A 25,525-nucleotide genomic window follows, 5' to 3' on the forward strand; every position below is an offset into this window, starting at 1 on the left:
CTACCTATTGCGGGGGGAAACAACTGTGGGAGCGAGCTCGCTCGCGATTGCGGACTGTCAGACGACACATATGTTGACTGACACGCCCTCATCGCGAGCAAGCTCGCTCCCACAGGGGGATCAGCGATTTTGGACGGTGGGTTCTGCGGGCAGCGGTCGAGCTGGCGCACTGTTCAGCCAATTGGCCAGCAAACGGGTCGACAACGGAATGAACAAATAAACCATCAGTGGCGTCAGGCACAGCGTGCTGATGAACACCCGCGGCAGCAGGCTCATGTCACTGATCAGCGGCCCCAGCACAAAGTTGAACAGCAGCGAGACCGGAAAGAACGCCAGCCAGATCGCCACGGCCTGTTTCCAGCGCGGCGGGCGTTGGCCGGCGACGCCAAACCAGCCTTCGATGCCGCTGACCCGGTGTTCTGTCGGGTGGGCGAACAGGTCGCTGCCGCGTCCGAGCCAGGCGCTGCGAGAGACGGAATGTTCCCAGGCGTGCAAGGTCTGCTCGTCGACGAAGCGGAAGATGATCTGGAATTCGTTGTCCCCGGGCGGCGGAGCGAGTACACCGGAGCCGAGATAACCGGGAAAGTCGGTGGCCAGTTGTTCGCCTTCGCGCAGCCAGGCGATCAGGTCCTGATAACGTCCATTGGCAACGCGGCGCGCAACCATCAGCGTGACGGGTGAGGTAGACATTGTGTATCTCCATAAGGCATTTGCGTCGCTCCGGATAGGGGCTTCGCCAGGCGCAGCGCCGGGGTGGTGGGCTGCGACTTGAAACAAGCAAGGATTATTCCTGATTCTGCCCGTGGCGTCTGTGACGTTTATCCGCTCATTCGCAGTATCGATTTTTTACGGAAACTTTATGGGGCGGGGGCGTTAGAATGACGCTCGGACGATACAAGGATGTTTCAACAGGATGCCGATACATACAGACGTCGCTTCACGATCCGCGCAGGCCATCACACTCGAACAGGAAGAGCTCTTTCCCATTCGCGAGGTGGCGCGACTGACAGGTGTCAACCCGGTCACGCTTCGCGCCTGGGAGCGACGTTATGGCCTGATTGTTCCAACACGCACCGATAGCGGGCATCGACTGTATTCGATGTCCGATATTGAGCGCGTTCGCAGCATTCTCGGCTGGATCGAACGCGGTGTTGCGGTCAGCAGGATCGGCAAGATCCTGGCCAGGACCGAGCCGCTCCAGACGTTGTCGCACATCATCCCCAACAGCCTCGTGGAAGCCGATTACGCGCAGTGGCAGCAGCAGGTTCTTGCGACAGTCAACGGGTTTGACGACCTTCAGCTGGAGCAGGTCTACGGGCAAATCTTCTCCAGTTACGCCCTGGCGGTGGTGTTTCAGGACATTCTGATCCCCGTCTGGAAGCAGTTGTTGCAACGCCAGGACCAGTTCGGCGTAACCAGCGAGTGGCTGTTCCTGGATGGTTTTCTACGTTCCCGGGTAGTGCAGCGCTTGCTGTTGACGCGCGAGAGGCAACCGCATCACGTGGTCATCTGTGCCCTGGATGGTCACTGTCGGGAGCTGGAGCTGTTGGTCGCCGCCCTGTTCCTGAGTTCCGGGCCATCGACCATTCGCGTATTGAACATAGGCCAGCCATTCGAGGAGCTGGCGCTGATGTGTGAAAGGATCAAGCCCGTGGCACTGGTGCTGTTTTCCAATCATGTACCGAATGCCGAGTTGCCGCGTCGCTTGAATCGCCTGGCCATGGGCCTGGAGTGTCGATTGTTTTTGGCCGGTGATGCCTCTGACTTGGCGCAGGGCAGCCTGGCCGGGTCATCGATCGGTTGCCTGGGCAATGAAGGGAAGGTCATGAGCCAGCGTCTGAACCAGTTCCTGGCGGGAAATCTGGATACTTGAAGTTCAGAGATGCAGCGTTGGATGAGTCAGACGATGCTGTTGCAGGATGAACTGACGCAGACGCTCGGTTTCGTCCGTATCGCTCTGGTTCAGTTGATAGGCGTAGAAACCCTGTGCGTTTTCCTTCTCGAAGGTGCCGCGCAAGGCAATCCGCTCATAGCCTGAGGGGCTGAACCACAAGGCGAAATGCTTCGGTGGCTTGGTCTTGTTGCGAACCTCCAGCAACACCCCTTTGCACGACACTTCGTGTACCCACAGGGTGCCGGGTTGACCCTGGGCGTTTTCCAGCGCTACCGGCTCGTCCAGTACCAGACGCCAAGGCCGGGCCATGGGCCCGTCTTCATAGATGCTCGGCACGCCGAGACGCAAATGCATCGCATGGAACTCGTCTTCCACCAGGTGCAGGGGGAAGGTTATTTGCTGGTTTTCGAAGCTGGCTTGAATGGTGACCTGCTCATGGGCCGCCAGGCGGGTGAGCAGGTCACGGATTTGCGATCCACCGTTGACGAGCAGGCTCGACGTCGCATCCCGCACATTGAGTTGCGGGTTGTGTTGCATGGTCTGGATGAAATCCAGCTCATCCTGGGTCAGGAGCGCGTCGCGTTGCATGGCCAGCTCGAAAGATATAATTACAAAGTCATTGGTGATTGTAGTTACTGACCATTAATTCTGGGTTTCGTTTGCGCCGTTCGTCGCCTTGAGCGCAGCAAGCTCCGCCTGGAGTTCAGCCACCTGTCCCTCCAGTTGTGCCACGCGCTGTTGCGCCTTGACCTGCACGGTGACGTCTTTCTGCACACCGACAAAGTAGGTCTGCCCGTCCGCTGGATTTTTCACCGTTGAAAGGGACAGCTCATTCCAGAACGGTGTGCCGTCCTTACGGTAGTTGCGCAGTATTTCCCGGCAGGAACCTTCTCGGTTCAAGGCGTCGCGAATCAACGGCAGGGCGTCCTGGTCGCGATCCCCCGACTGCAGGAAACGACAATCCTGATAGAGGATCTCTTCGCTGGAGTAGCCCGTCAGGCGTTCGAACGCGGGGTTGACGTAAATGAGGATTTTGTCCTGATCGCCTTCCTTTTCGGCTATGACGATGCCGTCGTTGGAGGCGTTGATCACCATTTGCAGCAGTTGAGCATTAATCATCGGAGCATCCCTTCCTGATTGATTGTCAATTGCATTCTAAAAGAATAATCACGACTGTGGTGTTAATATCCGGGTCTTTTACTCGGATTCAGGATCAGTTTGATGAAAGTCGCCATCATTTCCGGCTCGGTGTACGGCACGGCCGAAGAAGTTGCCCGCCACGCCGTCAGCCTGTTGAACGCTGCCGGTTTCGAAACCTGGCACAACTCGCGTGCGACCCTCGCCGACGTCCAGGCGTTTGGCCCCGAAGCCTTTCTGGCGGTGACCTCGACCACCGGCATGGGTGAGCTGCCGGACAATCTGCAACCACTGTATTCGACCATTCGTGACCAATTGCCAGCAGCCTGGCGCGGTTTGCCGGGGGCGGTGATCGGATTGGGCGATGCGAGTTATGGCGATACTTTTTGTGGCGGCGGCGAGCAGATGCGCGAATTGTTCGGTGAACTGGGCATTCGCGAAGTGCTGCCAATGCTGCGCCTGGACGCCAGCGAAAGCGTGACCCCCGAGACGGACGCCGAGCCTTGGCTGGAGGACCTGATCAGCGCACTGCGCACCTGACGTTAACCTCACATCCATGTCAGTCAGGGTTCTGACAGTACGGTAAAAAACTGCCTGTCAGACCATCGCTGGCGCCGGTCGTTTGACATGGATCCTTGGGTGGCAGGGCGACTGACTCGCAGGGTCACCAAGCTGGCTGCCAATGCAACTACACGAACCTCAAGGGCTGACTAGACTCGGTGAACATAGGAAACACTCCATAATAAAAACACCGAGGCTTCTTGCCGTGACTGTCGCTCCCGTCCAATCGCCACACAGTGTCAAAGACCAGGTCAGTGCTGCCGAGTGGCAGACCCGCGTCGACCTGGCAGCCTGTTATCGCCTGGTTGCCCAACATGGTTGGGATGACCTGATCTTTACCCACATCTCTGCCAAGGTGCCCGGCACCGAAGATTTCCTGATCAACCCGTTCGGGCTGATGTTTCACGAAATGACCGCGTCGAGCCTGGTCAAGGTGGATCAGGCCGGCAACAAGCTGATGGACAGTCCTTACGAGATCAATCCGGCGGGTTACACCATCCACAGCGCCGTGCATGAAGTCCGTCACGATGTTGTTTGTGTGCTGCACACCCACACGGCTTCAGGGGTGGCGGTCTCGGCACAGAAGCAGGGCGTGCTGCCGATCAGCCAACAGTCGTTGTTCGTGCTTTCCAGCCTGGCCTACCACGCCTACGAAGGTGTGGCGCTCAACCATGAAGAGAAGGTGCGGCTGCAGGCTGATCTCGGTGAAAACAATTTCCTGATGCTGCATAACCACGGTCTGCTGACATGCGGCAGCAGCATCGCCGATACGTTCCTGATGATGTTTACCTTTCAGCGTGCCTGCGACATTCAGGTCATGGCACAAAACGGTGCGGCTGAACTGATTGCAATCGAACCGCAGATTCTGGCCGGCGCCAAAGCCATGATCGCGGGTGTCACCAGAAGTGCTCAAGGAATGGGCGGAGCGCTGGCGTGGCCGGCGCTGCTGCGCAAGCTCGATAAACTGGACCCGGGTTATAAACTCTAATGGCACTTGCCGAGATTCCTCTGTGTGTCTGGCGCAAACGCAGCCAGACGTTCTTGTTCCGTGGCCACAGCATCCGTTACTGGACGGCGGGGCAGGGTGAGCCGCTGTTGCTGATTCACGGTTTTCCGTCCGCCAGTTGGGACTGGCATTACCTGTGGCAGCCATTGACCCAGCGCTTTCGCGTGATCGCTTGCGACATGCTGGGCTTCGGCGATTCGGCCAAACCGGAGAACCACGAATACAGCCTGCTGGAGCAAGCGGATCTGCAACAGGCACTGCTTGAACACCTGAATGTCGAGCAGCCGGTGCACCTGTTCGCCCACGACTATGGCGACAGCGTGGCCCAGGAACTGCTGGCCCGGCATTACGAGTCGCGGGTGGAGCTGGCCAGTTGTGTGTTTCTCAACGGCGGGTTGTTTCCGGAAACCCACCGCCCGGTATTGATGCAAAAGCTCTTGCTCAGCCCTTTGGGCTGGATGATTGGCCGCGCCTTCAGCCGTGATGGCCTGGTGAGAAGCTTTCGGCAGATTTTCGGCCCGCAAACCCGGCCCAGTGAAAGCCAGATGGATGATTTCTGGAGCCTGGTCGAAAGCCAGCGTGGGCCACGGATCATGCACAAGTTGATCGCCTACATCCCGGAACGACGCGTCTGGCGCAACCGCTGGGTGAGCGCGATGCAGCGCGGTGAAGTGCCGCTGCGAGTGATCGATGGCGGGGTCGATCCGATCTCCGGTGTGCATATGGTCGAGCGTTACCGGGAACTGATCCCGGATGCGGACACCGTGGTGTTGCCCGACATCGGTCACTACCCGCAGATCGAGGCACCCTGCGAGGTCCTCAGGCACTACCTGGCGTTTCGCGATCAACTGCTTTCTCCGCCGCGCAAAGTCGCCTGCTCCTGATTCGCAGCGTGAACCTGCTGGGCTTTTGTGGCGAGGGGGCTTGCCCCCGTTCGGCTGCGAAGCAGTCGTAAACCTGCTTAACGCGTTGTATCTGAATCACTGCGCTGTATTTTGGGGCCGCTTCGCAGACCAACGGGGGCAAGCCCCCTCGCCACAGGGTTCGTGTCCATTTCTCTATCAATCATCCCCCAGCCTTATCGCGCACCATTCAGCCTCCCCCGTGTTGATTGTGACCCGCTGCGCCGTGCCGGAAACTCGGACTCATTGTCCCTTGGCCTGCTGGAGTCCCCCCATGAATGAGTCTGTGCGCTTCGAAGATAAAGTCGTGATCATCACCGGTGCCGGTGGCGGCCTGGGACGGGCGCATGCACTGCTGTTCGCCAAACAGGGCGCCAGGGTTCTGGTCAACGACCTGGGCGGCTCGACCCAGGGCGAAGGCGCCAATGCCTCGGCCGCCGACCGCGTGGTAGCGGACATACGCGAGGCCGGCGGCATTGCCGAGGCCAACCACGATTCGGTCACTGACGGTGACAAACTGGTCCAGCATGCCCTGGACGTCTTCGGTCGCGTCGACGTGGTGGTCAACAACGCCGGGATCCTGCGTGACAAGACCTTCCACAAAATGGAAGACGCCGACTGGGACCTGGTTTACCGCGTCCACGTCGAAGGTGCCTACAAAGTCACCCGTGCCGCCTGGCCACATATGCGCGAGCAGAACTACGGCCGGGTGATTTTCACTGCGTCGACCTCGGGTATCTATGGCAATTTCGGCCAGTCCAACTATGGCATGGCCAAGCTCGGTCTCTATGGCCTGACCCGCACCCTGGCCATCGAAGGCCGCAAGAACAACATCCTGGTCAACGCCATCGCCCCCACCGGCGGCACGCGCATGACCGAAGGCCTGATCCCGCCGCAAGTCTTCGAACAGCTCAAGCCGGAACTGGTCAGCCCGCTGGTGGTGTACCTGGCCAGCGAGACCTGCCAGGAAACCTCCGGTCTGTTTGAAGTCGGCGGTGGCTGGATGGGCAAGGTCCGCTGGGAACGCAGTCTCGGTGTCGGGTTCGACCCACGGGCCGGCTTCTCACCGGAAGACGTGGCGGCGCACTGGCAACAGATTTGCGACTTCGAAGGTGCGGCGCATCCGAAGGACAACATCGAAGCATTGAAGGAAATGATGGGGAATTTGCAGAAGTATTCGCTCTGACATTGCCGGCAAGGTCACACTGACTGACCTTGCCGGTTGCTGCATTTGTCGGTTGGAAAATCGTTTGCCATCGATCAGTCGGAAAAGTATTTGGATACCAGTGCCTTCAGATTGGCGGCTGTCTGCGCATCCATTTTTCCGTCAAATTTTTCCGGGCGAAAATGCATCTGGAATGCCCGCACCAATTGTTGAAAACCACCTTCCGTCGAGGCGCCCGAAACATTGTATCCATAGGACTTGAACAGCCCCAGCAATTCGCTTCGGCCTGGAACACCCGATGTGGTGTATTGACTCAGGTATTGGTCCCGAGTGGCTTCATCGAACCAGGCGCCGACGCCTTTCAGGTACAGCGCCTGCCAGGGAAACATCGGCCCCGGGTCGCTCTTGCGGCCGATTGAAATATCGGAGTGGCCCAACACCTGCGTCGGCGTGATATCCGGGTAGCGCTTGAGGATGTTCAGCGCCAGTAGTTCAATCGCGGCAATCTGCTCGGGGTGATAAGGCGGGAAGGTGAATTGGCCTTTGTTGTCAGTCGCCAGGTTGACCACCTCAATGCCGATTGACGTGTCATTCAGATTGCTACGGTTACCCCACTGACTGACGCCCGCATGCCACGCGCGATGGCTTTCATCCACCAGGTTGAACACTTCTTGCCCGGTATAACCGGCTTTCAGGTAGCTGGGGTCGGTGATATCCGGAACCAGATAGTGCGCGCTGACATTCGGGCCGGTCAGGGCACTGACAGAACTTGAGAAGTTAGCGGCGGTGTAGTGAAGAACCAGAAAGCGTATTCGGCTGTTGAAGCTTCTGGCTGAGCGATACTTGTTGTAGTTGATGGGCTTCATGGTTGCACTCGCAATAAGTAAGTTTGCAGTCGGACGAAGATCAAGGTTGTTCGCCGACTTGCTGGTCAACTTAATGGCTGGAGTGCTTGTGATGTTTCCCAATGCTGGTAGTCGTTTTCTGAAAGCAATGTAGGCATGCGAACTTTTTCCTGGTCGCAGTCATTCATCAAAAAACATCGCCCATAAAAAAGGCCGCTGCAAACGCAGCGGCCAAAGTAAGACGTTGGATCAGGAGCTACAAATCAACGTCAGTGAACACGGGCGATGAACCGAATCCTCGAATCATCTGAAATCTTCAGTCACGGCGCAGGCTCCGTGGCAGCCAAGTAAGAATAAGCCCTCGGCGCCGTAGGAAAAATACCAATTCCCGACATGCACTGTTGCAGCACGGGCAACAGTCAGGATTCGGCTGCCCGACTTCCGGGTAGTGACCTTGTGCCAGTCATCCTTTAGAGGTACACCACGAATACCTCTTTGGTGCGCTTATCGATCCCGGTGCCCCGGCAGTAGGGTGAGGCCTTCTGTCACTCACCGGGGAAGACGCATGACAAAAACAACAATGCGCGCCATCTTCACACCGCAGGCGCTGGCGGCCGCGGTCGCATTGGGCTGCTGTGCCCAGGTTCAGGCCATTTCGTTCAGCATTGGGGAAATCGAGGGGACGTTTGACTCCTCATTGTCGGTCGGCGCGAGTTGGGGCATGCGTGATGCGGATGATGCCCTGGTAGGCACCGTCAATGGCGGTTCCGGCCAGTCTTCGACTGGTGACGACGGGCGCCTGAACTTCAAGAAAGGCGAAACCTTCTCGAAGATCTTCAAGGGCATTCATGACCTCGAACTGAAGTACGGCGACACCGGCGCGTTTGTGCGTGGCAAGTACTGGTACGACTTCGAACTGAAGGATGAAAGCCGCCCATTCAAGGACATCAGCGATCACAATCGCAAAGAAGGCGCCAAGTCTTCAGGCGGACAAATCCTCGACGCATTCGTCTATCACAACTACTCCCTCGCCGATTTGCCGGGCACGGTGCGTGCCGGCAAGCAGGTGGTCAGTTGGGGGGAGAGCACCTTCATCGGCAACTCGATCAACAGTATCAACCCGGTCGACGTGTCCGCGTTCCGTCGTCCTGGCGCCGAGATCAAGGAGGGCCTGATCCCGGTCAACATGCTGTTCGCCTCCCAGGGCCTGACGGAGAAGTTGACCGTGGAAGGCTTCTATCAACTGGAATGGGATCAGACGGTCGTCGATAACTGTGGCACCTTCTTTGGTGTCGATGTGGTGGCCGATGGCTGCAACAAGGGCTACACCGTCGCCAGCCCGGCCATTGCACCCTTGCAGCCGATTGCGGCTGCCTTTGGACAGGGCTTCGAGGTCAGCAAAGAGGGCGTGATCGTTCCCCGTGGTGGCGACCGTGATGCCCGGGATTCCGGACAGTGGGGTACGGCGTTGCGCTGGCTGGGGGACGACACCGAGTACGGCCTGTACTTCATGAACTACCACAGCCGCGGCCCCAACGTCGGGACCACCACCGCCGGGCTCAGCACGCTGGCAAGCCTTCCGGGAATCGTAGCCGCCGCCAACCGAATCGCCCCCGGCAGCGGTTCAGGCCTGGCCCAGAGTGTGATGCTCGGTCGCGGCCAGTATTACCTCGAATATCCGGAGGACATCCGCCTCTACGGCGCCAGCTTCGCCACCACCTTATCGACCGGCACTGCGTGGAGCGGGGAAATCAGCTACCGCCCCAACCTCCCGGTACAGGTCAACACCAATGACCTGACCCTGGCCATGCTCAATCCGATTGCAGGCGGTGCGGCATCGCCCATCGCCACGTCACCGGGGGCTGACAACACAGGTTACCGCCGCAAGGAGGTGACGCAGGTCCAGAGCACCTTGACGCATTTCATCGATCAGGTCGCAGGTGCCGATCGCCTGACGCTGGTGGGCGAGGCGGCGGTGGTTCGGGTCGGTGGCCTGGAAGCACGTACGAAGTTGCGCTACGGCCGCGACTCGGTGTATGGCCAGTATGGTTTCGGCGGCGACACCGACGGCTTCGTGACCTCGACTTCGTGGGGTTATCGCGCTCGGGCCATCCTCGACTACAACAACCTCATCGCCGGGATCAACGTCAGGCCCAATCTCTCGTGGTCCCACGACGTCTCCGGCTATGGCCCCAACGGCCTGTTCAACGAAGGCGCCAAGGCCATCAGCCTCGGTGTCGATGCGGACTATCGCAACACCTATACCGCAAGCCTCAGTTACACCGATTTTTTCGGCGGGGACTACAACGTCCTCACCGACCGTGACTTCGTGGCGTTGAGCTTTGGTGTGAACTTCTGATCTGGCTGAAAAGGATGAATTCAATGCGCAAGATGATTCTGCAATTGGGCACCGTTCTGGCTCTGAGTCTGCTGGCCGCCAACGTGATGGCCGCGGTGTCGCCAGAGGAAGCCAACAAGCTTGGCACCAGCCTGACCCCGCTCGGAGCCGAGAAGGCCGGCAATGCCGATGGTTCGATTCCGGCCTGGACCGGTGGCATCCCGAAAAACGCTGGCGCGGTGGACAGCAAAGGTTTCCTGGCCGACCCGTTCGCCCACGAAAAACCATTGTTCGTGATCACCGCAGCGACCGTCGACAAGTACAAGGACAAGCTTTCCGACGGCCAGATAGCGATGTTCAAGCGCTACCCCGAGACTTACAAGATCCCGGTCTATCCCAGCCACCGCACCGTGGCGTTACCGGCAGAAATCTATGAGTCGGCCAAGCGCAGTGCGCTGAACGTAACACCGATCAACGACGGTAACGGTCTGGCCAACTTCACCGGCAATCGCTACTACGCGTTCCCGATTCCAAAGAATGGCGTGGAAGTGATCTGGAACCACGTCACCCGTTACCACGGCGGCAATCTGCGTCGCACTATCACCCAGGCGACGCCGCAATCCAATGGCGATTTCACGGTGATCCGCTTCAAGGACGAAGTCGCCGTGCCGTCGTTGCTCAGCGATCTGAAACCGGGCAGCGACGATAACGTGCTCAATTACTTCAAGCAGGAGGTGACCGCACCGGCGCGGCTGGCGGGCAACGTGCTGCTGGTTCACGAGACGCTCGATCAGGTCAAGGAACCGCGCAAGGCCTGGATCTACAACGCCGGCCAGCGTCGGGTACGGCGTGCGCCACAGGTTGCCTATGACGGTGTCGGCACCTCATCCGATGGCCTGCGCACCACCGACAACTTCGACATGTTTTCCGGCGCGCCGGATCGCTACGACTGGAAGCTGATCGGCAAAAAGGAAATGTACATCCCCTACAACAGCTACAAGCTCGACTCGCCAGACCTCAAGTACACGGATGTGATCAAGGCCGGGCACATCAACCAGGACCTGACCCGCTATGAGTTGCACCGGGTCTGGGAAGTCGTCGCCACGGTCAAGCCGAACGAGCGGCACGTGTACGCCAAGCGCCACATGTACATCGACGAAGACAGCTGGCAAGTGGCGCTGGCCGACCACTACGACGGGCGTGGACAGCTCTGGCGCGTCGCCGAAGGGCATGCCCAGTTCTACTACGATCACCAGGTGCCGGCCTACACCGTCGAAGCGCTGTATGACCTGATTGCCGGTCGCTATATCGCACTGGGAATGAAGAACGAAGAAAAGCGCAGCTTCGAATTCAACATCGATGCAAAAGCGGGGGACTACACACCAGCAGCCTTGCGTAGCACGGGGGTCAGGTAGGTTTCCTACAGGCTTCTACACAAAAGGGTGACTTTGCGGTCACCTTTTTTATAGGGGGCGATCAGTGTGTTGAATACTTCTTCAACAAGCGCTCGGGAGGGGGCTAGGGTGGCGCCAGAATTATAAAAAAAGGCGCATCACAATGACTGCAATGACGCACTGTCTGGACCGCCCAGGCCTTGTGCCCCGACTGTCGTCCCATCATCTGTCCCGCGAGCGGCTGATCGAGCCCATGCTGGTGTCGACCGCGAGGGTGAAGTTGCTTTGCGCACCGCCCGGCAGTGGCAAGAGCGCGTTGCTCAGCGAATGCCTGCTGCGGGCGCCGGAGCACTGTCGGGTCTGTTGGCTGCCGCTGGCGGGGGAGTCGTTGAGTGCTGCCGATTTTCTGTTGCGCCTGACGCAAGCGCTGGATCTGCCCTCGGCGGATGAGCCCGGGCTGCTGGCGCATCTGGCCCGATTACAGACCCCGACCTGGCTGTTTCTGGATGATTACTGCCGTGCACCCAACGCGGAACTCGACCGGATGCTCGATCGCCTGTTGGCCGTCGCCAGCCCGGCGCTGACCTGGTGGCTGGGTTCCCGTCGTCGACCCTCCTGCAACTGGCCGCGGCTGCTGCTCGATGATGAGTTGTACGAGTGCGAAGGCCGGGCGCTGGCGTTTACCGAGGCCGAGGTCGGGCAGTTACTCGGTCATGTCGAGCCGACCCTGGCGGCCCAGACCGCCAAGAGGGTGGTTGAGCGCAGCGGTGGCTGGTGCGCTGGTGTGCGGATTGCGTTGCTCAATGGTTGCCCGTGGTCGGTTGAGCAGGGGCGTTCGGCAACGTTGCTCGATTATCTGCAGCACGAGTTGTTCAACACCTTGCCGCCGGAGTTGGTTGAGGTCTGGCAGGTGTTGGTTCATCTGCCACGCTTCAACGCCAGCCTGTGCGAGCATCTTTTCGGTACGGGAGAGGGCGCGCAGTGGCTGCACGCGTTGCAGGACATGGGCTGCTTCATTGAACCTTGGGAAGATTCCGTCGAGTGGTTGCGGATCTTCGAGCCACTGGCCCGGGCAATGGCTGAAGAGCCGACCCCGGCCGGGCGATCCTGGCATCGCCGCGCGTGCCAATGGTTCAGCGCCGAAGAGGACTGGCAAGGTGCGTTCGAGCAGGCGCTGTTGGCGCAGGAGTTCGAAGTGGCGGTCAGTCTGTTGCAGCACTTCAGCCTCGAACATTTGTTCCGGCGCGAAAATGTCTGCCTGTTGTTGAAACTCCACGAGCGTCAACAGGCTGAGCTGACCCTTGTTACGCCGCAATTGGTCGGGCTGGTCAGCGCGGCGTTGTTGTTTGCCGGACGTTTCGATCCTGCCGCCGCGTGCATCGGGCAACTGGCACGATTTACCCCGCAGCCTACGCAGACGCTGCAACGGCAACTGCTGGCACGCTGGCAGGCGCAACAGGGCTGGCTCCTGCATTTGCAAGGCCGTATGGAGGCGGCTCGCGGGCACTTTCTCGAAGCGCTGGCCGAGTTGAGCGTCGATGCCTGGCCGGCGCGACTATTGTGCCTGTCAGGACTGACCCAGCAGGCGTTGCTCAACGCCGAACTCGATGTGGCGCAGACGTTCAATCGCGAGGCACTGTGCCTGGCGCGCGCCCAAGGCTCGCTATTGTTCGAAGGGCTGCTTGAACTCGATCACGCGCAGTTGCTGGAGATGCGCGGAGCGCCCCGACGCGCCGAGAGCTTGTTGGCTGATACTGTTGCGCTGTTGTCTCGAGAAGCTGATCGACCGACGCCGCTATTGGGGCGAATTGCCCTGCGCCGAGGACGGCTGGCCCTCTGTCAGGGACAAGATGAGCTGGCCGCCGGTTTCTTCCAGTCCGGCCTGGAGGACTGCCTGAAAAGCCAGGACAAGCACGCGCTGTATGGCTTTCTCGGGCAAGCGCAGATGGCCGCCAACCAGCGCGATTATGCCCTTGCGTTTGATCGTCTGCGCGAAGCCGAACGGTTGATGCAGCAACGACAGATCCCCGACACGGTTTATCGCAGCGTACTGCTGCAAATCAGCAGTCATTTCTGGCTGCAGCAAGGGCGCCCGGAGTTGGTCCGGGAAGCGCTGACCCGAGTCTTGCGTCATTATCGCGGGACTCATGCACGCCAGGCACCACCCGCCACGCTGCAACTGATTGCGCGTATCGAATACCAGTTGGTGTTGGCCGAGACTCAACTTCAACTGGCGCAAAGTCCAATGGATCGTCTCAAGGCGTTACTCAAGCAGGCGCAACAACAGGCCATGCTGGCGCTGGAAACGGAGTTGCAATTGGCAATCTGTGAAGTGGCGTACCTGACGGATGAGCCGGACATGGCTCATGCAGCGCTGGAGGCCGGCCTGGCCTTGGTGAAGCGTTGTCATGGGCAACAGGCATTGCGTGATTTGAATTTGCGCCAGCCGGGATTGATTTGTCGTCTACAGGGAACGGCGTCAGTGGTCGATAGGGACACCGATGTCAGTTTGCTGAGTGGGCGAGAGCTTGAAGTGCTGGACCTGATTGCCCAAGGCAACTCCAATCAGCAAATCGCCGAACAACTGTTCATTTCGTTGCATACGGTGAAAACCCATGCCCGGCGCATTCACAGCAAGTTGGGTGTGGAGCGACGCACACAGGCAGTTGCCATGGCGAAGAAGCTGGGATTGATAATGCAGGTTTGGTAAGTGTTGGTTTTTGGTTTTGGAATGAATTAAAGGCATGCCAACCCTGCCTGGTTGGCACAGCTATGGCAGTCAGGTCGCGGATGCGGCGGGTTCATAACCCATGCGCCAGCTGACCGCACGGCTGGCGGATAACAGGCGTTGCGCCGCCGGTCCGTTTTCATCGGCATGGAACAAGGAAGTCGGCCCCACCACCGTCAGCACGGCAACCACTCTGCCCATCGCATTGAATACCGGTGCCGACAAGGCATCCACCCCTGGCAGCAGCAAACCATGTACATGGTGCAAACCGCGTGCGCGGATTTGTTCGCACTGGGCCGCGTAGGCCTGATCGTCTGCCAGCACATGGGCTGCGTGGGACTGCAACTCCTGCACGCGCAGATCCTCGGTCTCGCGTTTCGGCAGGTAGGCGCCAAATACCAGTCCCGTCGAAGAGCTGAGCAGCGGCAGCACCGAGCCCAGCTGGGTCACCACCGTCACCGCACGCACTGCCGGCTCGATGTGCACCACGGTCGCGCCCTGATTGCCCCATACCGCCAGAAAGCAGGTTTCGTTCAAGTCATCACGCAGCTCGGCCAGGGGCAGGGCGGCGACTTTCAGCACGTCCATACTGTTGAGTGCTGCCAACCCCACGCGCAAGGCTTCACGGCCCAGGCCGTAATGGTTGGTCGCTGCGTTCTGTTCGGCAAACCCGCTGGCGATCAGCGCCTGTAAATAGCGGTGGACCTTGCTCGCCGGCATCTGCACATGCTCGGCCAGGCGCGACAGCGAAGTCGAAGGCGACAACTCGGCCAGTGCCTTGAGGATGTCAGTGCCCACCTCGGCCGAGCGGACTTTCTGTTTACCGTTGTTGTCGCTGGTTTTTTCCATGGTGGCTGGGATCCCGGGACGAATGGGCGTCTTTATAGCTTGACGGTCAATACCAATCAAATTACGTTATGCGTAATCAAATTACGATAAAAATAACCCAGGCGTGCCTCGACCTCTGCAACAGAGTGAGCGGCCACTGCCGACTCCCTGTTCAGGAGGCTCCATGAACCCCGATTCAACGATGCCAGCGCTGGCCTATCTGTCAGGCTTCGGCAACGAATTCAGCAGCGAAGCCTTGCCCGGCGCACTGCCTGTCGGCCAGAACTCCCCGCAAAAAGCCCCGTACGGTCTCTACACCGAGCTGTTCTCCGGCACGGCGTTCACCATGCCGCGCAGCGAGGGGCGGCGGACGTGGATGTACCGCATTCAGCCGTCGGCCAATCATCCGGCGTTCATCAAACTCGATCGGCAGCTGGCCGGCGGCCCGCTGGGTGAGGTGACCCCCAACCGCCTGCGCTGGAACCCGCTGGACATTCCCGCCGAGCCGACCGACTTCATCGACGGCCTGGTGAGCATGGCCGCCAACTCGGGCGCAGAAAAGCCGGCCGGTATCAGCATCTACAACTACCGCGCGAACCGTTCCATGGAGCGCGTGTTCTTCAACGCCGACGGCGAGATGTTGCTGGTGCCTGAACTGGGGCGCCTGCGCATTGCCACCGAACTGGGCGTGCTTGAACTGGAGCCGCTGGAAATTGCCGTGCTGCCACGCGGTCTTAAATTCCGCATTGAACTGCTCGACCCGCAGGCCCGTGGTTATGTCGCCGAAAACCATGGCGCGCCGTTGCGTCTGCCGGACCTGGGGCCGATTGGCAGCAATGGCCTGGCCAATCCGCGGGACTTCCTGACCCCGGTGGCGGCCTACGAGAACCTGCAACAACCCACCACGCTGGTGCAGAAATTCCTCGGCCAGCTGTGGGCGTGCGAGCTCAATCATTCGCCGCTCAACGTGGTTGCCTGGCACGGTAACAACGTGCCATACAAATATGATTTGCGCCGTTTCAACACCATCGGCACCGTCAGTTTCGATCACCCCGATCCGTCGATCTTCACCGTCCTGACCTCGCCGACCAGCGTTCATGGCCTGGCCAACCTCGACTTCGTGATCTTCCCGCCGCGCTGGATGGTGGCCGAGAAAACCTTCCGTCCGCCGTGGTTCCACCGCAACCTGATGAACGAATTCATGGGGTTGATCCAGGGCGAATACGACGCCAAGGCCGAAGGCTTTGTGCCCGGCGGTGCGTCCTTGCACAGTTGCATGAGCGCCCATGGTCCCGACGGAGAGACTTGCACCAAAGCGATCAACGCTGACCTCAAACCGGCGAAAATCGACAACACCATGGCATTCATGTTCGAAACCAGCCAGGTATTGCGTCCGAGCCGTTTCGCCCTCGATTGCCCGCAACTGCAAAACACTTACGATGCCTGCTGGGCTACGCTGCCCGCCACTTTCGACCCGACCCGGAGATAACCCATGACGCAGACTTCCATCACTCGCAGCTGGGTTGCATCCGCCAACGGCCATGCGGATTTTCCCCTGCAAAACCTGCCGCTGGGCGTGTTCAGCCTCAACGGCTCGGCACCGCGCAGTGGCGTGGCCATCGGCGAACACATCTTTGACCTGCAAGCGGCCCTTGAGGCCGGGTTGTTTGATGGCGCTGCGAAAGCCGCGGTCGAAGCGACCCTTGGTGGTCAGTTGAATGCCTTCTTCGAGCTGGGACGTGAGGCTCGCGTCGCGTTGCGCGAGCGCTTGCTGGAACTGTTCGCCGAGGGCAGCACCCTGCACGGCAAGATCGAAGCCCAGGGCGCAAAACTGCTGCCGCTGGCGGCGGATTGCGAGATGCACCTGCCGGCAAAAATCAATGATTACACCGACTTCTACGTCGGCATCGAGCACGCGCAGAACGTCGGCAAATTGTTCCGTCCCGACAACCCGTTGCTGCCGAACTACAAGTACGTGCCAATCGGCTACCACGGTCGTGCGTCGACCATTCGCCCGTCCGGTACCAACGTCCGTCGCCCGAAAGGCCAGACGTTGCCGGCCGGTCAGAGCGAACCGACGTTCGGCCCTTGTGCGCGCCTGGACTACGAACTGGAGCTGGGCATCTGGATCGGCCAGGGCAACGACATGGGCGACTCGATTGCCATCGGCGATGCCGCCGATCACATCGCCGGTTTCTGCCTGCTCAACGACTGGTCGGCACGGGACATCCAGGCCTGGGAATACCAGCCTTTGGGGCCTTTCCTGTCGAAAAGCTTCATCACCAGCATCTCGCCGTGGGTCGTCACCGCCGAAGCACTGGAGCCATTCCGCCGTGCCCAGCCTGCACGTCCGCAAGGCGATCCGCAGCCTCTGCCGTACCTGCTCGACAAACGCGATCAGGCCGCTGGCGGGTTCGACATCGAACTGGAAGTGCTGCTGCTCACCGAGGCCATGCGCGAGCAGAACCTGCCGGCCCATCGCCTGACCCTGAGCAACACACAGCACATGTACTGGACCGTGGCGCAAATGGTCGCGCACCACAGCGTCAACGGCTGCCAGTTGCAGGCCGGTGACCTGTTCGGTTCGGGCACCTTGTCGGGGCCGGAGAGCGGTCAGTTCGGCAGCCTGCTGGAAATCACCGAAGGCGGTAAAAAACCGATCGAACTGGCCTCGGGCGAGGTGCGCAAGTTCCTTGAAGACGGAGACGAAATCATCCTGCGCGGCCGTTGCCGCCGCGACGGTTTCGCCTCCATCGGTTTCGGTGAGTGCCGCGGCAAAGTGCTGCCGGCGCGCTGAGAGGAGCGGGGCATGGAACTCTATACTTACTACCGATCGACGTCGTCGTACCGGGTGCGTATCGCGTTGGCGCTCAAGGGCCTGGATTATCAATCCCTGCCAGTCAACCTGATCGCACCCCAGGGCGGCGAGCATCGACAGCTGCCTTATCTGGGCATCAACCCGCAGGGCCGCGTGCCGGCCTTGCGTACCGATGAAGGCGAGTTGCTGATCCAGTCTCCCGCGATCATCGAATACCTGGAGGAGCGTTATCCACAGGTGCCGCTGCTGTCCAGGGACCTCGCCAGCCGCGCACATGAGCGTGGCGTGGCGGCAGTGATCGGCTGCGATGTGCACCCGCTGCACAACGTCAGCGTGCTCAACCGGTTGCGCCAGTCGGGCCACGACGAACCGCAGGTGGTGGAGTGGATCGGCCACTGGGTCGGCCAGGGGTTGGCCACGGTAGAGCAGTTGATTGGTGATGACGGTTACTGCTTCGGCCCCGAGCCGGGGCTGGCGGACGTGTACTTGATTCCGCAGCTGTACGCGGCCGAGCGCTTCAATGTTTCCCTTGAGGCTTATCCACGCATTCGGCGAGTGGCGGCATTGGCGGCGACGCATCCGGCGTTCATCCAGGCGCATCCGGCGAATCAGCCAGATACGCCATAACGGTTCACACCGACCCAATGTGGGAGCGAGCTTGCTCGCGATAGCGGTGTGTCAGTCATATTGATTTGACTGACACTCCCTCTTCGCGAGCAGGCTCGCTCCCACAATGATTTTTGATCAGTGAACGATGGCATTCGGCGGTAGATGCCCCAGCCGGTCCGTGAGGCGAATCCGCTGGATGGGATCGTCGCTGAGCAGCAGTGCGTGCTCCAGGTCAAAACGCTCGGCGTTCGGGCAGTCCAGCCGTTGGTACAGGCTGGCCCGGGCCAGATAATCGGCGCTACTGGCATTGCCCAGTTCCAGGACGCGTCCGGCGTCGATCAGGGCATTGATGAAGTCGTCGTGGGAGAGGTACAACTGGCGCAGGTTGCGCGACAGCCGTTGTAGCATCTGCACCGGCTCGGCGGTGACCAGATGGTCGGCGCTGAGCTTCATGTCCGGGCCATACTGGCGATGCAACAACTCTCGGCAATCGTTCGGATAAAGGCGACGGCCGCCGCAGGGATCGAGTAAATGATCGGAGCCCGGCACCCGCAGCAGGAAATGCCCGGGAAAGTTGACCCCGACCATGGGGATCTCCAGGCCCCTGGCCAACTCCAGCGCAATCAACCCCAGCGTCAAGGGTTGCCCTCGCCGACGATCCAGTACTTTGTCGAGCAGTGCCACTTGCGGGCGCAAGGGTGTGAAGTCGTCCTGGGCGAAGCCCAGGTCGTTCATGCGCCGCAATAGCGGTTGGGCCAGCTCACTGACCGGCAGCATCGGCAAGCCACCGCTGACCCGTTGCTGCAATTCCTGGAAATCGGCCAGCACCGCCTGGGGGTTCACTTCACCGTCATGCTCGACCGCAATCCATAGCGCCGCCTCGAACAGCGCGGGCGGTGAACGTTGCAGGCAGGCGAAGAACGATTGGCGCGGGGTCATCAAAATCTCCGGGCAATGCCTCGTTTTAGTCCCCTCGCCGGCATTCGTCCAGTGCTGCGCAAGAGCGAATTCCGGTTATTTCCGAAAGCCTGCATCGAAGCCGTGCTTATTCCGGTGCGCTTCTGCAATTTTCGGGCGCAAGCCTATACTGGCGTCTACAAGAAGTGATTCGGGAGCCTTACGATGTTCGCTCTCATGCAAAGTACTCGCCTTGAATCGCTGCATCTGAGCGTTGACCCGGTCACCGGGTTAAAGGCGGTCATTGCCATTCATAACAGCCGACTGGGGCCTGCCCTGGGTGGATGTCGTTATCTTGCCTATCCCAGCGACGAGTCTGCGGTCGAGGATGCGGTGCGCCTTGCCCAAGGCATGAGTTACAAGGCGGCACTGGCCGGTCTGGCCCAGGGCGGCGGCGTGGCGGTGATCATTCGCCCCGTTCATGTGGCCAACCGCGCCGCGCTGTTCGAAGCCTTCGGGCGCTGTATCAATCAGCTGGACGGGCGCTACATCACGGCCATCGACAGCGGTACCTCAGTGGCGGACATGGATTGCATCGCCCAACAGACCCAACATGTCACCAGCACCACCTCGGCGGGTGACCCCGCGCCGCACGCGGCGATGGGCGTATTCACCGGCATTCGCGCCACTGCGATGGCACGACTGGGCAGCGACAACCTCGAAGGTCTGCGCGTCGCCATTCAGGGCCTGGGCAACGTCGGTTATGCCCTGGCAGAACAGTTGCACGCCGCCGGTGCCGAACTACTGGTCAGCGATATCGATCACGGCAAGGTGCAACTGGCGATGGAGCAACTCGGGGCTCACCCCATCGCCAACGACGCACTGCTCAGCACACCTTGCGATATTCTTGCGCCATGCGGTTTGGGTGGGGTGCTGAACAGCCACAGCGTGACGCAACTGCGCTGCTCGGCAGTGGCCGGTTCGGCGAACAATCAGCTGACGCATCTGGATGTCGCCGACCAACTGGAACGTCGCGGCATCCTGTATGCGCCGGACTACGTGATCAACGCCGGCGGTCTGATCTATGTGTCGCTCAAGCACCGTGGTGAAGAACTGTCGACCATCACCGCACACCTGTCGAAAATCAGCTCGCGCCTGACCGAGGTGTTTGCCCACGCCCAGGCGGAAAAACGTTCGCCGGCCCGGGTGGCGGACGAGTTGGCGGAAAAGGTGCTGTATCGATAAAAAGATCAAAAGATCGCAGTCTTCGGCAGCTCCTACAAGTTGAACGTTATCCCGTGTAGGAGCTGCCGAAGGCTGCGATCTTTTGATCTTAGGACATGAAAAAGGCCCTGACTCCATCGGACTCAGGGCCTATTCAATTCGGGAGTCGCTTATTTTGCTGTTTTCGCAGCCTTGGCAGGCTTGGCCGAGGTGATCGGCTCAGCGGCTTCAACCACCTCAGGCGCTACAACCGGTTCCACGACTTCAACAGGTGCCGCAAGCAGTTCGGACAGGGCGTCCGGCTGGCTCTTGAACGCCTTGGCGAACACATCGCGATTCTTCGCCATGTAGATCCCGGCTTCTTCCACTTGCTGCTCGGTCAGGGACGGAACGGCTTTTTGCAACACTTCAGCCAGCAATTCGGCCAGTTCGAGCATTTTGTCATGACGGTCAGCTTCGGCTTTATCCATGAACAAGCGCTCCAGATCTCGGCTGCTGCGGTATACCACTTCGACGGCCATTCACCACCTCACATGCCTTCACATTGGTTGTCGGTTTCGACTACTGTATCTATATACAGCGAAAGGATAAGCGAAACCCTGTCGTTTGGGTAGTGGCTTTTTAATGTAGACCGGTTTCGGTATTTGTCAGGCGAGGTCCTGCACAGGTGCGACCAAACGCCACGGCGCGCAATCCAGAACGCCTCGCCATCATGGGCTGGCCTTTTTTCTGCATGCAGAAAAACCGTCACGTCCAACCCGCATCATCCGGTCGAACCGACCTAAGGAAGCATCATCGTGAAAATCAACTGGGCCGAGAAACTGCGGCAGAGCGTGCATGAACTGGCCGAGTCCCTGGGCAATCTGTTCGTCGAGACCTTTCATTACCTGGCGCTGTTCGCCATCGGCGCGGTGACCGCGTGGGCGGCGGTGATGGAATTTCTCGGGATGATCGAAGAGGGGCACATCAAGATCGATGACATCCTGCTGCTGTTCATCTATCTGGAACTGGGGGCGATGGTCGGGATTTACTTCAAGACCAACCACATGCCCGTGCGCTTCCTGATCTACGTGGCGATTACCGCGCTGACGCGACTGCTGATTTCCAACGTTTCGCACCACAACCCGCCGGACCTGGGGATCATTTACCTGTGCGGCGGGATCCTGCTGTTGGCGTTTGCGATTCTGGTGGTGCGTTACGCTTCGTCGCAATTTCCCTCGGTGAAGATCGAAAATCCGCATCGCAAGACCGGCGCGGGTTCCAGTGAACATCCAGAGGTCGAGAAGGGCGAAATCTAGAGTCCGAGAGTGGGGCGCAGCCGCCCTTTGACGGCAGGGGGCGGCAAGTTCCGTCCGCTGCCGGTGGTCATGGCTTCGAGGATGGCCACGGCGCTGTGGCCCTGTTCGATGGCAATGCCGAATTGAATGCTTTGAACCAGTCGCTTGAGGCGTTGGGGGTCATTGCGTTGTTCGGCGCTGATCATGCGTTTGGCCACTACGCGCCCACTGTTGGAAAGGGTCAGCATGATGCTGCCGTCCAGGCCCTGAATGCTCAGGTTGATCTGGTAGTCCGCTGCAAAGGCATCGGTAATGAGCTGGAAAGGGTTGTCCATGATGCGTCACCGCCTGATTGAACGTGCAGTTGTTGACCGGCCGTGATCGGGTTGGTTCGCAACGTCAGACCATCGGCCATCTCGCCATCATTGTTCCAACAGGGAAGTAGCAAGGCCCATGCCGGAAAAATTGTCGGACAAAAAACAAGTTCTGTAGGAGCGAGCTTGCTCGCGATGGTCGTCAACGATAACGCGTCAAACCAGATGGTTTGCGGCGCCTGAGGGTTTTTCGCGAGCAGGCTCGCTCCTACAGGGGCCGCGTTTTCTGCACGTTTCAGGGCAATAAACCTCGACGTGCCTCCAAAGTGATCAGCACTCCACCCAGTTCACCGCCAGTCCGCCCCGTGACGTCTCTTTGTACTTGTCGTGCATGTCGGCTCCGGTGTCGCGCATGGTGCGGATCACCCGGTCCAGGGAAATGAAGTGCTTGCCATCACCGCGCAGGGCCATTTGCGTGGCGTTGATGGCTTTCACGGCGGCGATTGCGTTGCGTTCGATGCACGGCACTTGCACCAGACCGCCAACCGGGTCGCAGGTGAGGCCGAGGTTGTGTTCCAGGCCGATTTCGGCGGCGTTTTCCAACTGTTCCGGGCTGGCCCCCAGCACCTCTGCCAGGCCCGCGGCGGCCATGGCGCAGGCAGAGCCGACTTCGCCCTGGCAGCCGACTTCGGCCCCGGAGATCGATGCGTTTTTCTTGCACAGGATGCCAACGGCGGCTGCACCCAGGAAGAACGCGACCACGTCGTCGTCAGACGCATCGGCATTGAACTTCATGTAGTAATGCAGCACCGCCGGAATGATTCCCGCTGCGCCGTTGGTCGGCGCCGTGACCATGCGCCCGCCTGCCGCGTTTTCTTCGTTCACGGCAAGGGCGTACAGGTTGACCCATTCCATTGCTGACAAGGTGGAGGTGATGACATTCGGCTTGCCGATTTCCTGCAGGCTGCGATGCAGTTTCGCCGCTCGGCGTGGAACATTCAGACCGCCGGGCAGTATGCCTTCGTGACGCAAGCCTTGCTCGACGCATTCGCGCATCACCGACCAGATATGCAACAGGCCCTGGCGGATCTCGGTATCCCCACGCCACGCCCGTTCGTTGGCCATCATCAGCTCACTGACCCGCAGCCCGTGCTCGTTACACAGCTTGAGCAGTTCGGCGGCGCTGGAGAAATCGTAAGGCAGCACCACATCGCCGGCCGGTGCGATCCCGGACTCGGCTTCGGCGGCTTCGATGATGAAACCGCCACCCACCGAGTAATAGGTTTGCTCGAACAGCTCGCCGGTTTCACCGAAAGCCGTCAGGGACATGGCATTGGGGTGGTAGGGCAGGCTTTCGTCAAGCAGCAGGAGATCGTGTTGCCAGTCGAAGGCAATGTCCGCAACGCCTGCCAGACACAATTTGCCGGTTTCGCGCAGGGTGTGAATGCGGCGGTCGATGGTGGTGGGATCGATGCTGTCGGGCCATTCGCCCATCAAGCCCATGACGCAGGCGCGGTCCGTCGCGTGACCGACGCCGGTCGCCGACAGAGAGCCGTATAGGCGAATCTCCACGCGTCGCACGTCAGTCAGAAAACCCAGTTCGACCAGTTGTTGAGCGAAGGTCGCGGCGGCGCGCATCGGACCGACGGTATGGGAACTGGACGGGCCGATGCCAACTTTGAAGAGATCGAAAACACTGATAGCCATGCTAAAGCCTGCACAAGCAATGGAAGAGGAATCGCCGCCATTTTTGTAGGACAAGCGCTATGTCGGCGATACTGCCCGCCAAGGTCCTACGTGACCAACGAAATTTCCTAAGACATCCTTTAGCAGGACTAAACGATGAGCCGTCAATTACATGCCCAGACCTATGTCTGGCTGAACGTGTTTGCCTGTGCCGCGCGGCACCTGTCGTTCACCCGCTGCGCCGAAGAACTGCACATCACACCGGGAGCGGTCAGCCAGCAGATCCGCCAGTTGGAAGAGCGCCTGGGCTTTCGCCTGTTTCACCGCCGCGCCCGTGGCGTGGAGCTGAGCGCGGAGGGCCAGCGACTGGCCATTACCGTCAACGAGGCTTTTGGCAGTATCGACGCGGAATTGCGGCGACTGGATGCGGGCATGATCAGCGGGATTCTGCGGGTGCGTTCGATTCCGTCCTTCCTGAGCAAATGGCTGACGCCGCGCCTGCCGCGTTTGCAGCAGCGGTTCCCGGACATTCAGTTGCGCCTGGTGGCCGAGGACAGCAGCGTGCCGTTGCATGAAGGTGACTTCGACCTGGCGATCGACCTGAACGACGGCAGCTACCCGGGGCTGTTATCCACAGCCTTGCTCGATGAACAGATTTTCCCAGTGTGTGCGCCGAGCCTGTTGCGGGGTCGTCCGCCGCTGCACGGTCCGGCAGACCTGATGCACTTTCCGTTGTTGCACGACATCACCGCCTGGCGCGGCAGCTATGAATATGCGGAATGGGAGTTTTATCTCAACGCCATCGGCTTCGAAGGGGCGGATGTGCGGCGCGGGCATACCTTCAATCGCAATCACCTGACCATCGAAGCGGCCATTGCCGGGATGGGCGTGGCGATTGCCCGACGAACGTTGCTCAACGATGAGCTGGAACGCGGGGCGTTGATCGTGCCGTTTGGCCTGGCGGTGCCCAATCACAAGCGCTACATGCTGCTTTACGCACCGGGGGCATTGAGCCATCCGGGTGTGCGCGCGGTGCACGATTGGTTGGTGGAGGAGGCGGAGGCTTTTCGCAGCCTGCATCCGTTGGGGGAGCAGCAAATGTGAGCAATTATTACGCAAGAGCAGGTCGACCCAACTCCCGACCTTAACAGCGCTTTTACCGGTTGTCCGGCTTTTTTTGCGATTGAACATTTATCTTTTTCAGGGGGTTGAATTGTTCAGCGTACAGACCGATTGTGTAACCAAGAGGTCACGGTGATGACGCCCAAGGGCTTAGCTGACCGGCCTCTCGCGAGCTAGCTGAAATAAGGGATGAACTATGCAAATCCAAGTCAATAGCGATAACCATATTCAAGGCAGTAAACGACTGGAGGAGTGGGTACGTACGACCATTGAGAGCACGCTCGAACGCTACGAAGAGGACCTGACACGCGTCGAGGTTCACCTGCGGGACGAGAACGGCGACAAGCCGGGTCCCCACGACATGCGCTGCCAGCTGGAGGCGCGGCCAAAAGGCCATCAACCGGTTTCCGTCACCCATAAAGCCTCCACCATGGAGCAGGCGATCGACGGAGCAGCCACCAAACTTGAACATGCGCTGGAGCATATGTTCGGCAAATTACGCGGCAAACGAGCAAATGTGGTGCCCATCGAGAGTGGCGCCCATGCCGACCAGCTGCTGGAAGAAGAGTTTCTGGAAAACGAACAGGCAGCGCTTAACGGCTGACACCTGATTCACTTTTTACCTTCCCATGAGAACGGGCCTGCACTGCAGGCCCGTTCTCGTTTCGGTGGCTTTTGGATTCCATGGTCATTGGCATGGGCTGTGGTGAACCAACGGGTGAGATAGAGGGCTTCACCCGATCTTTTTGCATATGAGAATATTTATCATTAATATTGCGG

General features: G+C 59.7%; 23 protein-coding genes and 1 pseudogene. 15 read left to right on the top strand and 9 right to left on the bottom strand.

The window, feature by feature from the left end; genetic code table 11:
* Nucleotides 1–120: 120 nt before the first annotated feature.
* A complete protein-coding gene (locus KSS91_RS04905; RefSeq protein ID WP_217837207.1) occupies nucleotides 121–690 on the bottom strand; it encodes a putative antibiotic biosynthesis monooxygenase in 570 nt (189 codons plus the stop codon).
* A 223-nt stretch (nucleotides 691–913) separates the two neighbouring features.
* On the opposite strand from KSS91_RS04905, the gene KSS91_RS04910 reads away from it, so the two are divergent.
* Nucleotides 914–1,873 (top strand): MerR family transcriptional regulator, encoded by a 960-nt coding sequence (locus KSS91_RS04910; protein ID WP_217837208.1) that lies wholly within the window; start codon nucleotides 914–916, stop codon nucleotides 1,871–1,873.
* Between the two features lie 3 nt (nucleotides 1,874–1,876).
* Here KSS91_RS04910 and KSS91_RS04915 read toward each other — a convergent pair whose 3' ends face one another.
* Both KSS91_RS04915 and KSS91_RS04920 read right to left on the bottom strand, forming a co-directional pair.
* The gene (locus KSS91_RS04915) at nucleotides 1,877–2,482 is read right to left on the bottom strand and encodes a hypothetical protein (RefSeq protein ID WP_217837209.1); all 606 of its coding nucleotides are present in this window, start codon (nucleotides 2,480–2,482) and stop codon (nucleotides 1,877–1,879) included.
* A 54-nt stretch (nucleotides 2,483–2,536) separates the two neighbouring features.
* A complete protein-coding gene (locus tag KSS91_RS04920) occupies nucleotides 2,537–3,013 on the bottom strand; it encodes a PAS domain-containing protein (protein WP_217837210.1) in 477 nt (158 codons plus the stop codon).
* A 102-nt stretch (nucleotides 3,014–3,115) separates the two neighbouring features.
* On the opposite strand from KSS91_RS04920, the gene KSS91_RS04925 reads away from it, so the two are divergent.
* The 4 genes from KSS91_RS04925 (at nucleotide 3,116) to KSS91_RS04940 (ending at nucleotide 6,686) form a co-directional block, all read left to right on the top strand.
* Nucleotides 3,116–3,571, top strand: a complete 456-nt coding sequence (locus tag KSS91_RS04925; protein ID WP_217837211.1) for a flavodoxin — start codon at nucleotides 3,116–3,118, stop codon at nucleotides 3,569–3,571.
* 226 nt (nucleotides 3,572–3,797) lie between these two features.
* A complete protein-coding gene (locus KSS91_RS04930) occupies nucleotides 3,798–4,580 on the top strand; it encodes a class II aldolase/adducin family protein (RefSeq protein ID WP_217837212.1) in 783 nt (260 codons plus the stop codon).
* Nucleotides 4,580–5,482 (top strand): alpha/beta fold hydrolase, encoded by a 903-nt coding sequence (locus KSS91_RS04935; protein ID WP_217837213.1) that lies wholly within the window; start codon nucleotides 4,580–4,582, stop codon nucleotides 5,480–5,482. Before KSS91_RS04930 ends, KSS91_RS04935 begins: the two co-directional genes overlap by 1 nt.
* A gap of 292 nt (nucleotides 5,483–5,774) precedes the next feature.
* Nucleotides 5,775–6,686 (top strand): SDR family oxidoreductase, encoded by a 912-nt coding sequence (locus KSS91_RS04940; protein ID WP_217837214.1) that lies wholly within the window; start codon nucleotides 5,775–5,777, stop codon nucleotides 6,684–6,686.
* A 74-nt stretch (nucleotides 6,687–6,760) separates the two neighbouring features.
* On the opposite strand, the gene KSS91_RS04945 is transcribed toward KSS91_RS04940, so the two are convergent.
* Nucleotides 6,761–7,531: an N-acetylmuramoyl-L-alanine amidase gene (locus KSS91_RS04945; protein ID WP_217837215.1), complete on the bottom strand. Its 771-nt coding sequence runs from the start codon at nucleotides 7,529–7,531 to the stop codon at nucleotides 6,761–6,763.
* Nucleotides 7,532–8,075: 544 nt separating this feature from the next.
* Between KSS91_RS04945 and KSS91_RS04950 the strand changes: the two genes are divergently transcribed.
* From KSS91_RS04950 to KSS91_RS04960, 3 genes are all read left to right on the top strand, one after another.
* Entirely contained in the window at nucleotides 8,076–9,869 is a 1,794-nt protein-coding gene (locus KSS91_RS04950) for a DUF1302 domain-containing protein (protein WP_217837216.1), read from the top strand.
* A 23-nt stretch (nucleotides 9,870–9,892) separates the two neighbouring features.
* Nucleotides 9,893–11,263, top strand: coding sequence for a DUF1329 domain-containing protein (locus KSS91_RS04955; protein WP_217837217.1), 1,371 nt, complete (start codon nucleotides 9,893–9,895; stop codon nucleotides 11,261–11,263).
* A gap of 142 nt (nucleotides 11,264–11,405) precedes the next feature.
* The gene (locus KSS91_RS04960; protein ID WP_217837218.1) at nucleotides 11,406–13,952 is read left to right on the top strand and encodes a helix-turn-helix transcriptional regulator; all 2,547 of its coding nucleotides are present in this window, start codon (nucleotides 11,406–11,408) and stop codon (nucleotides 13,950–13,952) included.
* A 69-nt stretch (nucleotides 13,953–14,021) separates the two neighbouring features.
* Here the strand turns inward: KSS91_RS04960 and KSS91_RS04965 are convergent, their stop codons facing one another.
* Nucleotides 14,022–14,819 carry an IclR family transcriptional regulator gene (locus tag KSS91_RS04965; protein ID WP_217837219.1) on the bottom strand — a complete coding sequence of 266 codons (798 nt, stop codon included), beginning with the start codon at nucleotides 14,817–14,819 and terminating at the stop codon, nucleotides 14,022–14,024.
* Between the two features lie 163 nt (nucleotides 14,820–14,982).
* Here KSS91_RS04965 and hmgA point away from each other — a divergent pair, with 163 nt between their 5' ends.
* The 3 genes from hmgA to maiA are packed head-to-tail and all read left to right on the top strand — an operon-like array spanning nucleotide 14,983 to nucleotide 18,243.
* Nucleotides 14,983–16,287 carry a homogentisate 1,2-dioxygenase gene (gene hmgA, locus KSS91_RS04970; protein ID WP_126049335.1) on the top strand — a complete coding sequence of 435 codons (1,305 nt, stop codon included), beginning with the start codon at nucleotides 14,983–14,985 and terminating at the stop codon, nucleotides 16,285–16,287.
* A gap of 3 nt (nucleotides 16,288–16,290) precedes the next feature.
* Nucleotides 16,291–17,595: a fumarylacetoacetase gene (gene fahA / locus KSS91_RS04975; RefSeq protein WP_217837220.1), complete on the top strand. Its 1,305-nt coding sequence runs from the start codon at nucleotides 16,291–16,293 to the stop codon at nucleotides 17,593–17,595.
* 12 nt (nucleotides 17,596–17,607) lie between these two features.
* Nucleotides 17,608–18,243, top strand: a complete 636-nt coding sequence (maiA, locus tag KSS91_RS04980) for a maleylacetoacetate isomerase (RefSeq protein WP_126049339.1) — start codon at nucleotides 17,608–17,610, stop codon at nucleotides 18,241–18,243.
* A 117-nt stretch (nucleotides 18,244–18,360) separates the two neighbouring features.
* On the opposite strand, the gene KSS91_RS04985 is transcribed toward maiA, so the two are convergent.
* A complete protein-coding gene (locus KSS91_RS04985; RefSeq protein ID WP_217837221.1) occupies nucleotides 18,361–19,164 on the bottom strand; it encodes a SirB1 family protein in 804 nt (267 codons plus the stop codon).
* A gap of 183 nt (nucleotides 19,165–19,347) precedes the next feature.
* Between KSS91_RS04985 and KSS91_RS04990 the strand changes: the two genes are divergently transcribed.
* Entirely contained in the window at nucleotides 19,348–20,367 is a 1,020-nt protein-coding gene (locus KSS91_RS04990) for a Glu/Leu/Phe/Val dehydrogenase family protein (protein ID WP_007970336.1), read from the top strand.
* 260 nt (nucleotides 20,368–20,627) lie between these two features.
* Here the strand turns inward: KSS91_RS04990 and KSS91_RS04995 are convergent.
* Nucleotides 20,628–20,867, bottom strand: a pseudogene (locus tag KSS91_RS04995) (YebG family protein); the annotation flags it as partial.
* A 276-nt stretch (nucleotides 20,868–21,143) separates the two neighbouring features.
* Between KSS91_RS04995 and KSS91_RS05000 the strand changes: the two are divergent.
* The gene (locus KSS91_RS05000; RefSeq protein WP_015093539.1) at nucleotides 21,144–21,644 is read left to right on the top strand and encodes a phosphate-starvation-inducible protein PsiE; all 501 of its coding nucleotides are present in this window, start codon (nucleotides 21,144–21,146) and stop codon (nucleotides 21,642–21,644) included.
* On the opposite strand, the gene KSS91_RS05005 is transcribed toward KSS91_RS05000, so the two are convergent.
* Together KSS91_RS05005 and KSS91_RS05010 are read right to left on the bottom strand one after the other, a co-directional pair.
* Nucleotides 21,641–21,958 (bottom strand): DUF3509 domain-containing protein, encoded by a 318-nt coding sequence (locus KSS91_RS05005; protein ID WP_102674856.1) that lies wholly within the window; start codon nucleotides 21,956–21,958, stop codon nucleotides 21,641–21,643. The genes KSS91_RS05000 and KSS91_RS05005 overlap by 4 nt on opposite strands.
* Before the next feature lie 309 nt (nucleotides 21,959–22,267).
* On the bottom strand, nucleotides 22,268–23,644 hold the full coding sequence (locus KSS91_RS05010; protein WP_217837223.1) for an L-serine ammonia-lyase: 1,377 nt from the start codon (nucleotides 23,642–23,644) through the stop codon (nucleotides 22,268–22,270).
* 135 nt (nucleotides 23,645–23,779) lie between these two features.
* On the opposite strand from KSS91_RS05010, the gene KSS91_RS05015 reads away from it, so the two are divergent.
* Together KSS91_RS05015 and KSS91_RS05020 are read left to right on the top strand one after the other, a co-directional pair.
* Entirely contained in the window at nucleotides 23,780–24,727 is a 948-nt protein-coding gene (locus KSS91_RS05015) for a LysR substrate-binding domain-containing protein (protein ID WP_217837224.1), read from the top strand.
* A 214-nt stretch (nucleotides 24,728–24,941) separates the two neighbouring features.
* The gene (locus tag KSS91_RS05020; RefSeq protein WP_007970346.1) at nucleotides 24,942–25,349 is read left to right on the top strand and encodes an HPF/RaiA family ribosome-associated protein; all 408 of its coding nucleotides are present in this window, start codon (nucleotides 24,942–24,944) and stop codon (nucleotides 25,347–25,349) included.
* Nucleotides 25,350–25,525 lie beyond the last annotated feature (176 nt).

Origin of the sequence: Pseudomonas azerbaijanorientalis, from assembly GCF_019139795.1 — a bacterium.
GTDB classification, from domain to species: Bacteria; Pseudomonadota; Gammaproteobacteria; order Pseudomonadales; family Pseudomonadaceae; genus Aquipseudomonas; species Aquipseudomonas laurylsulfatiphila.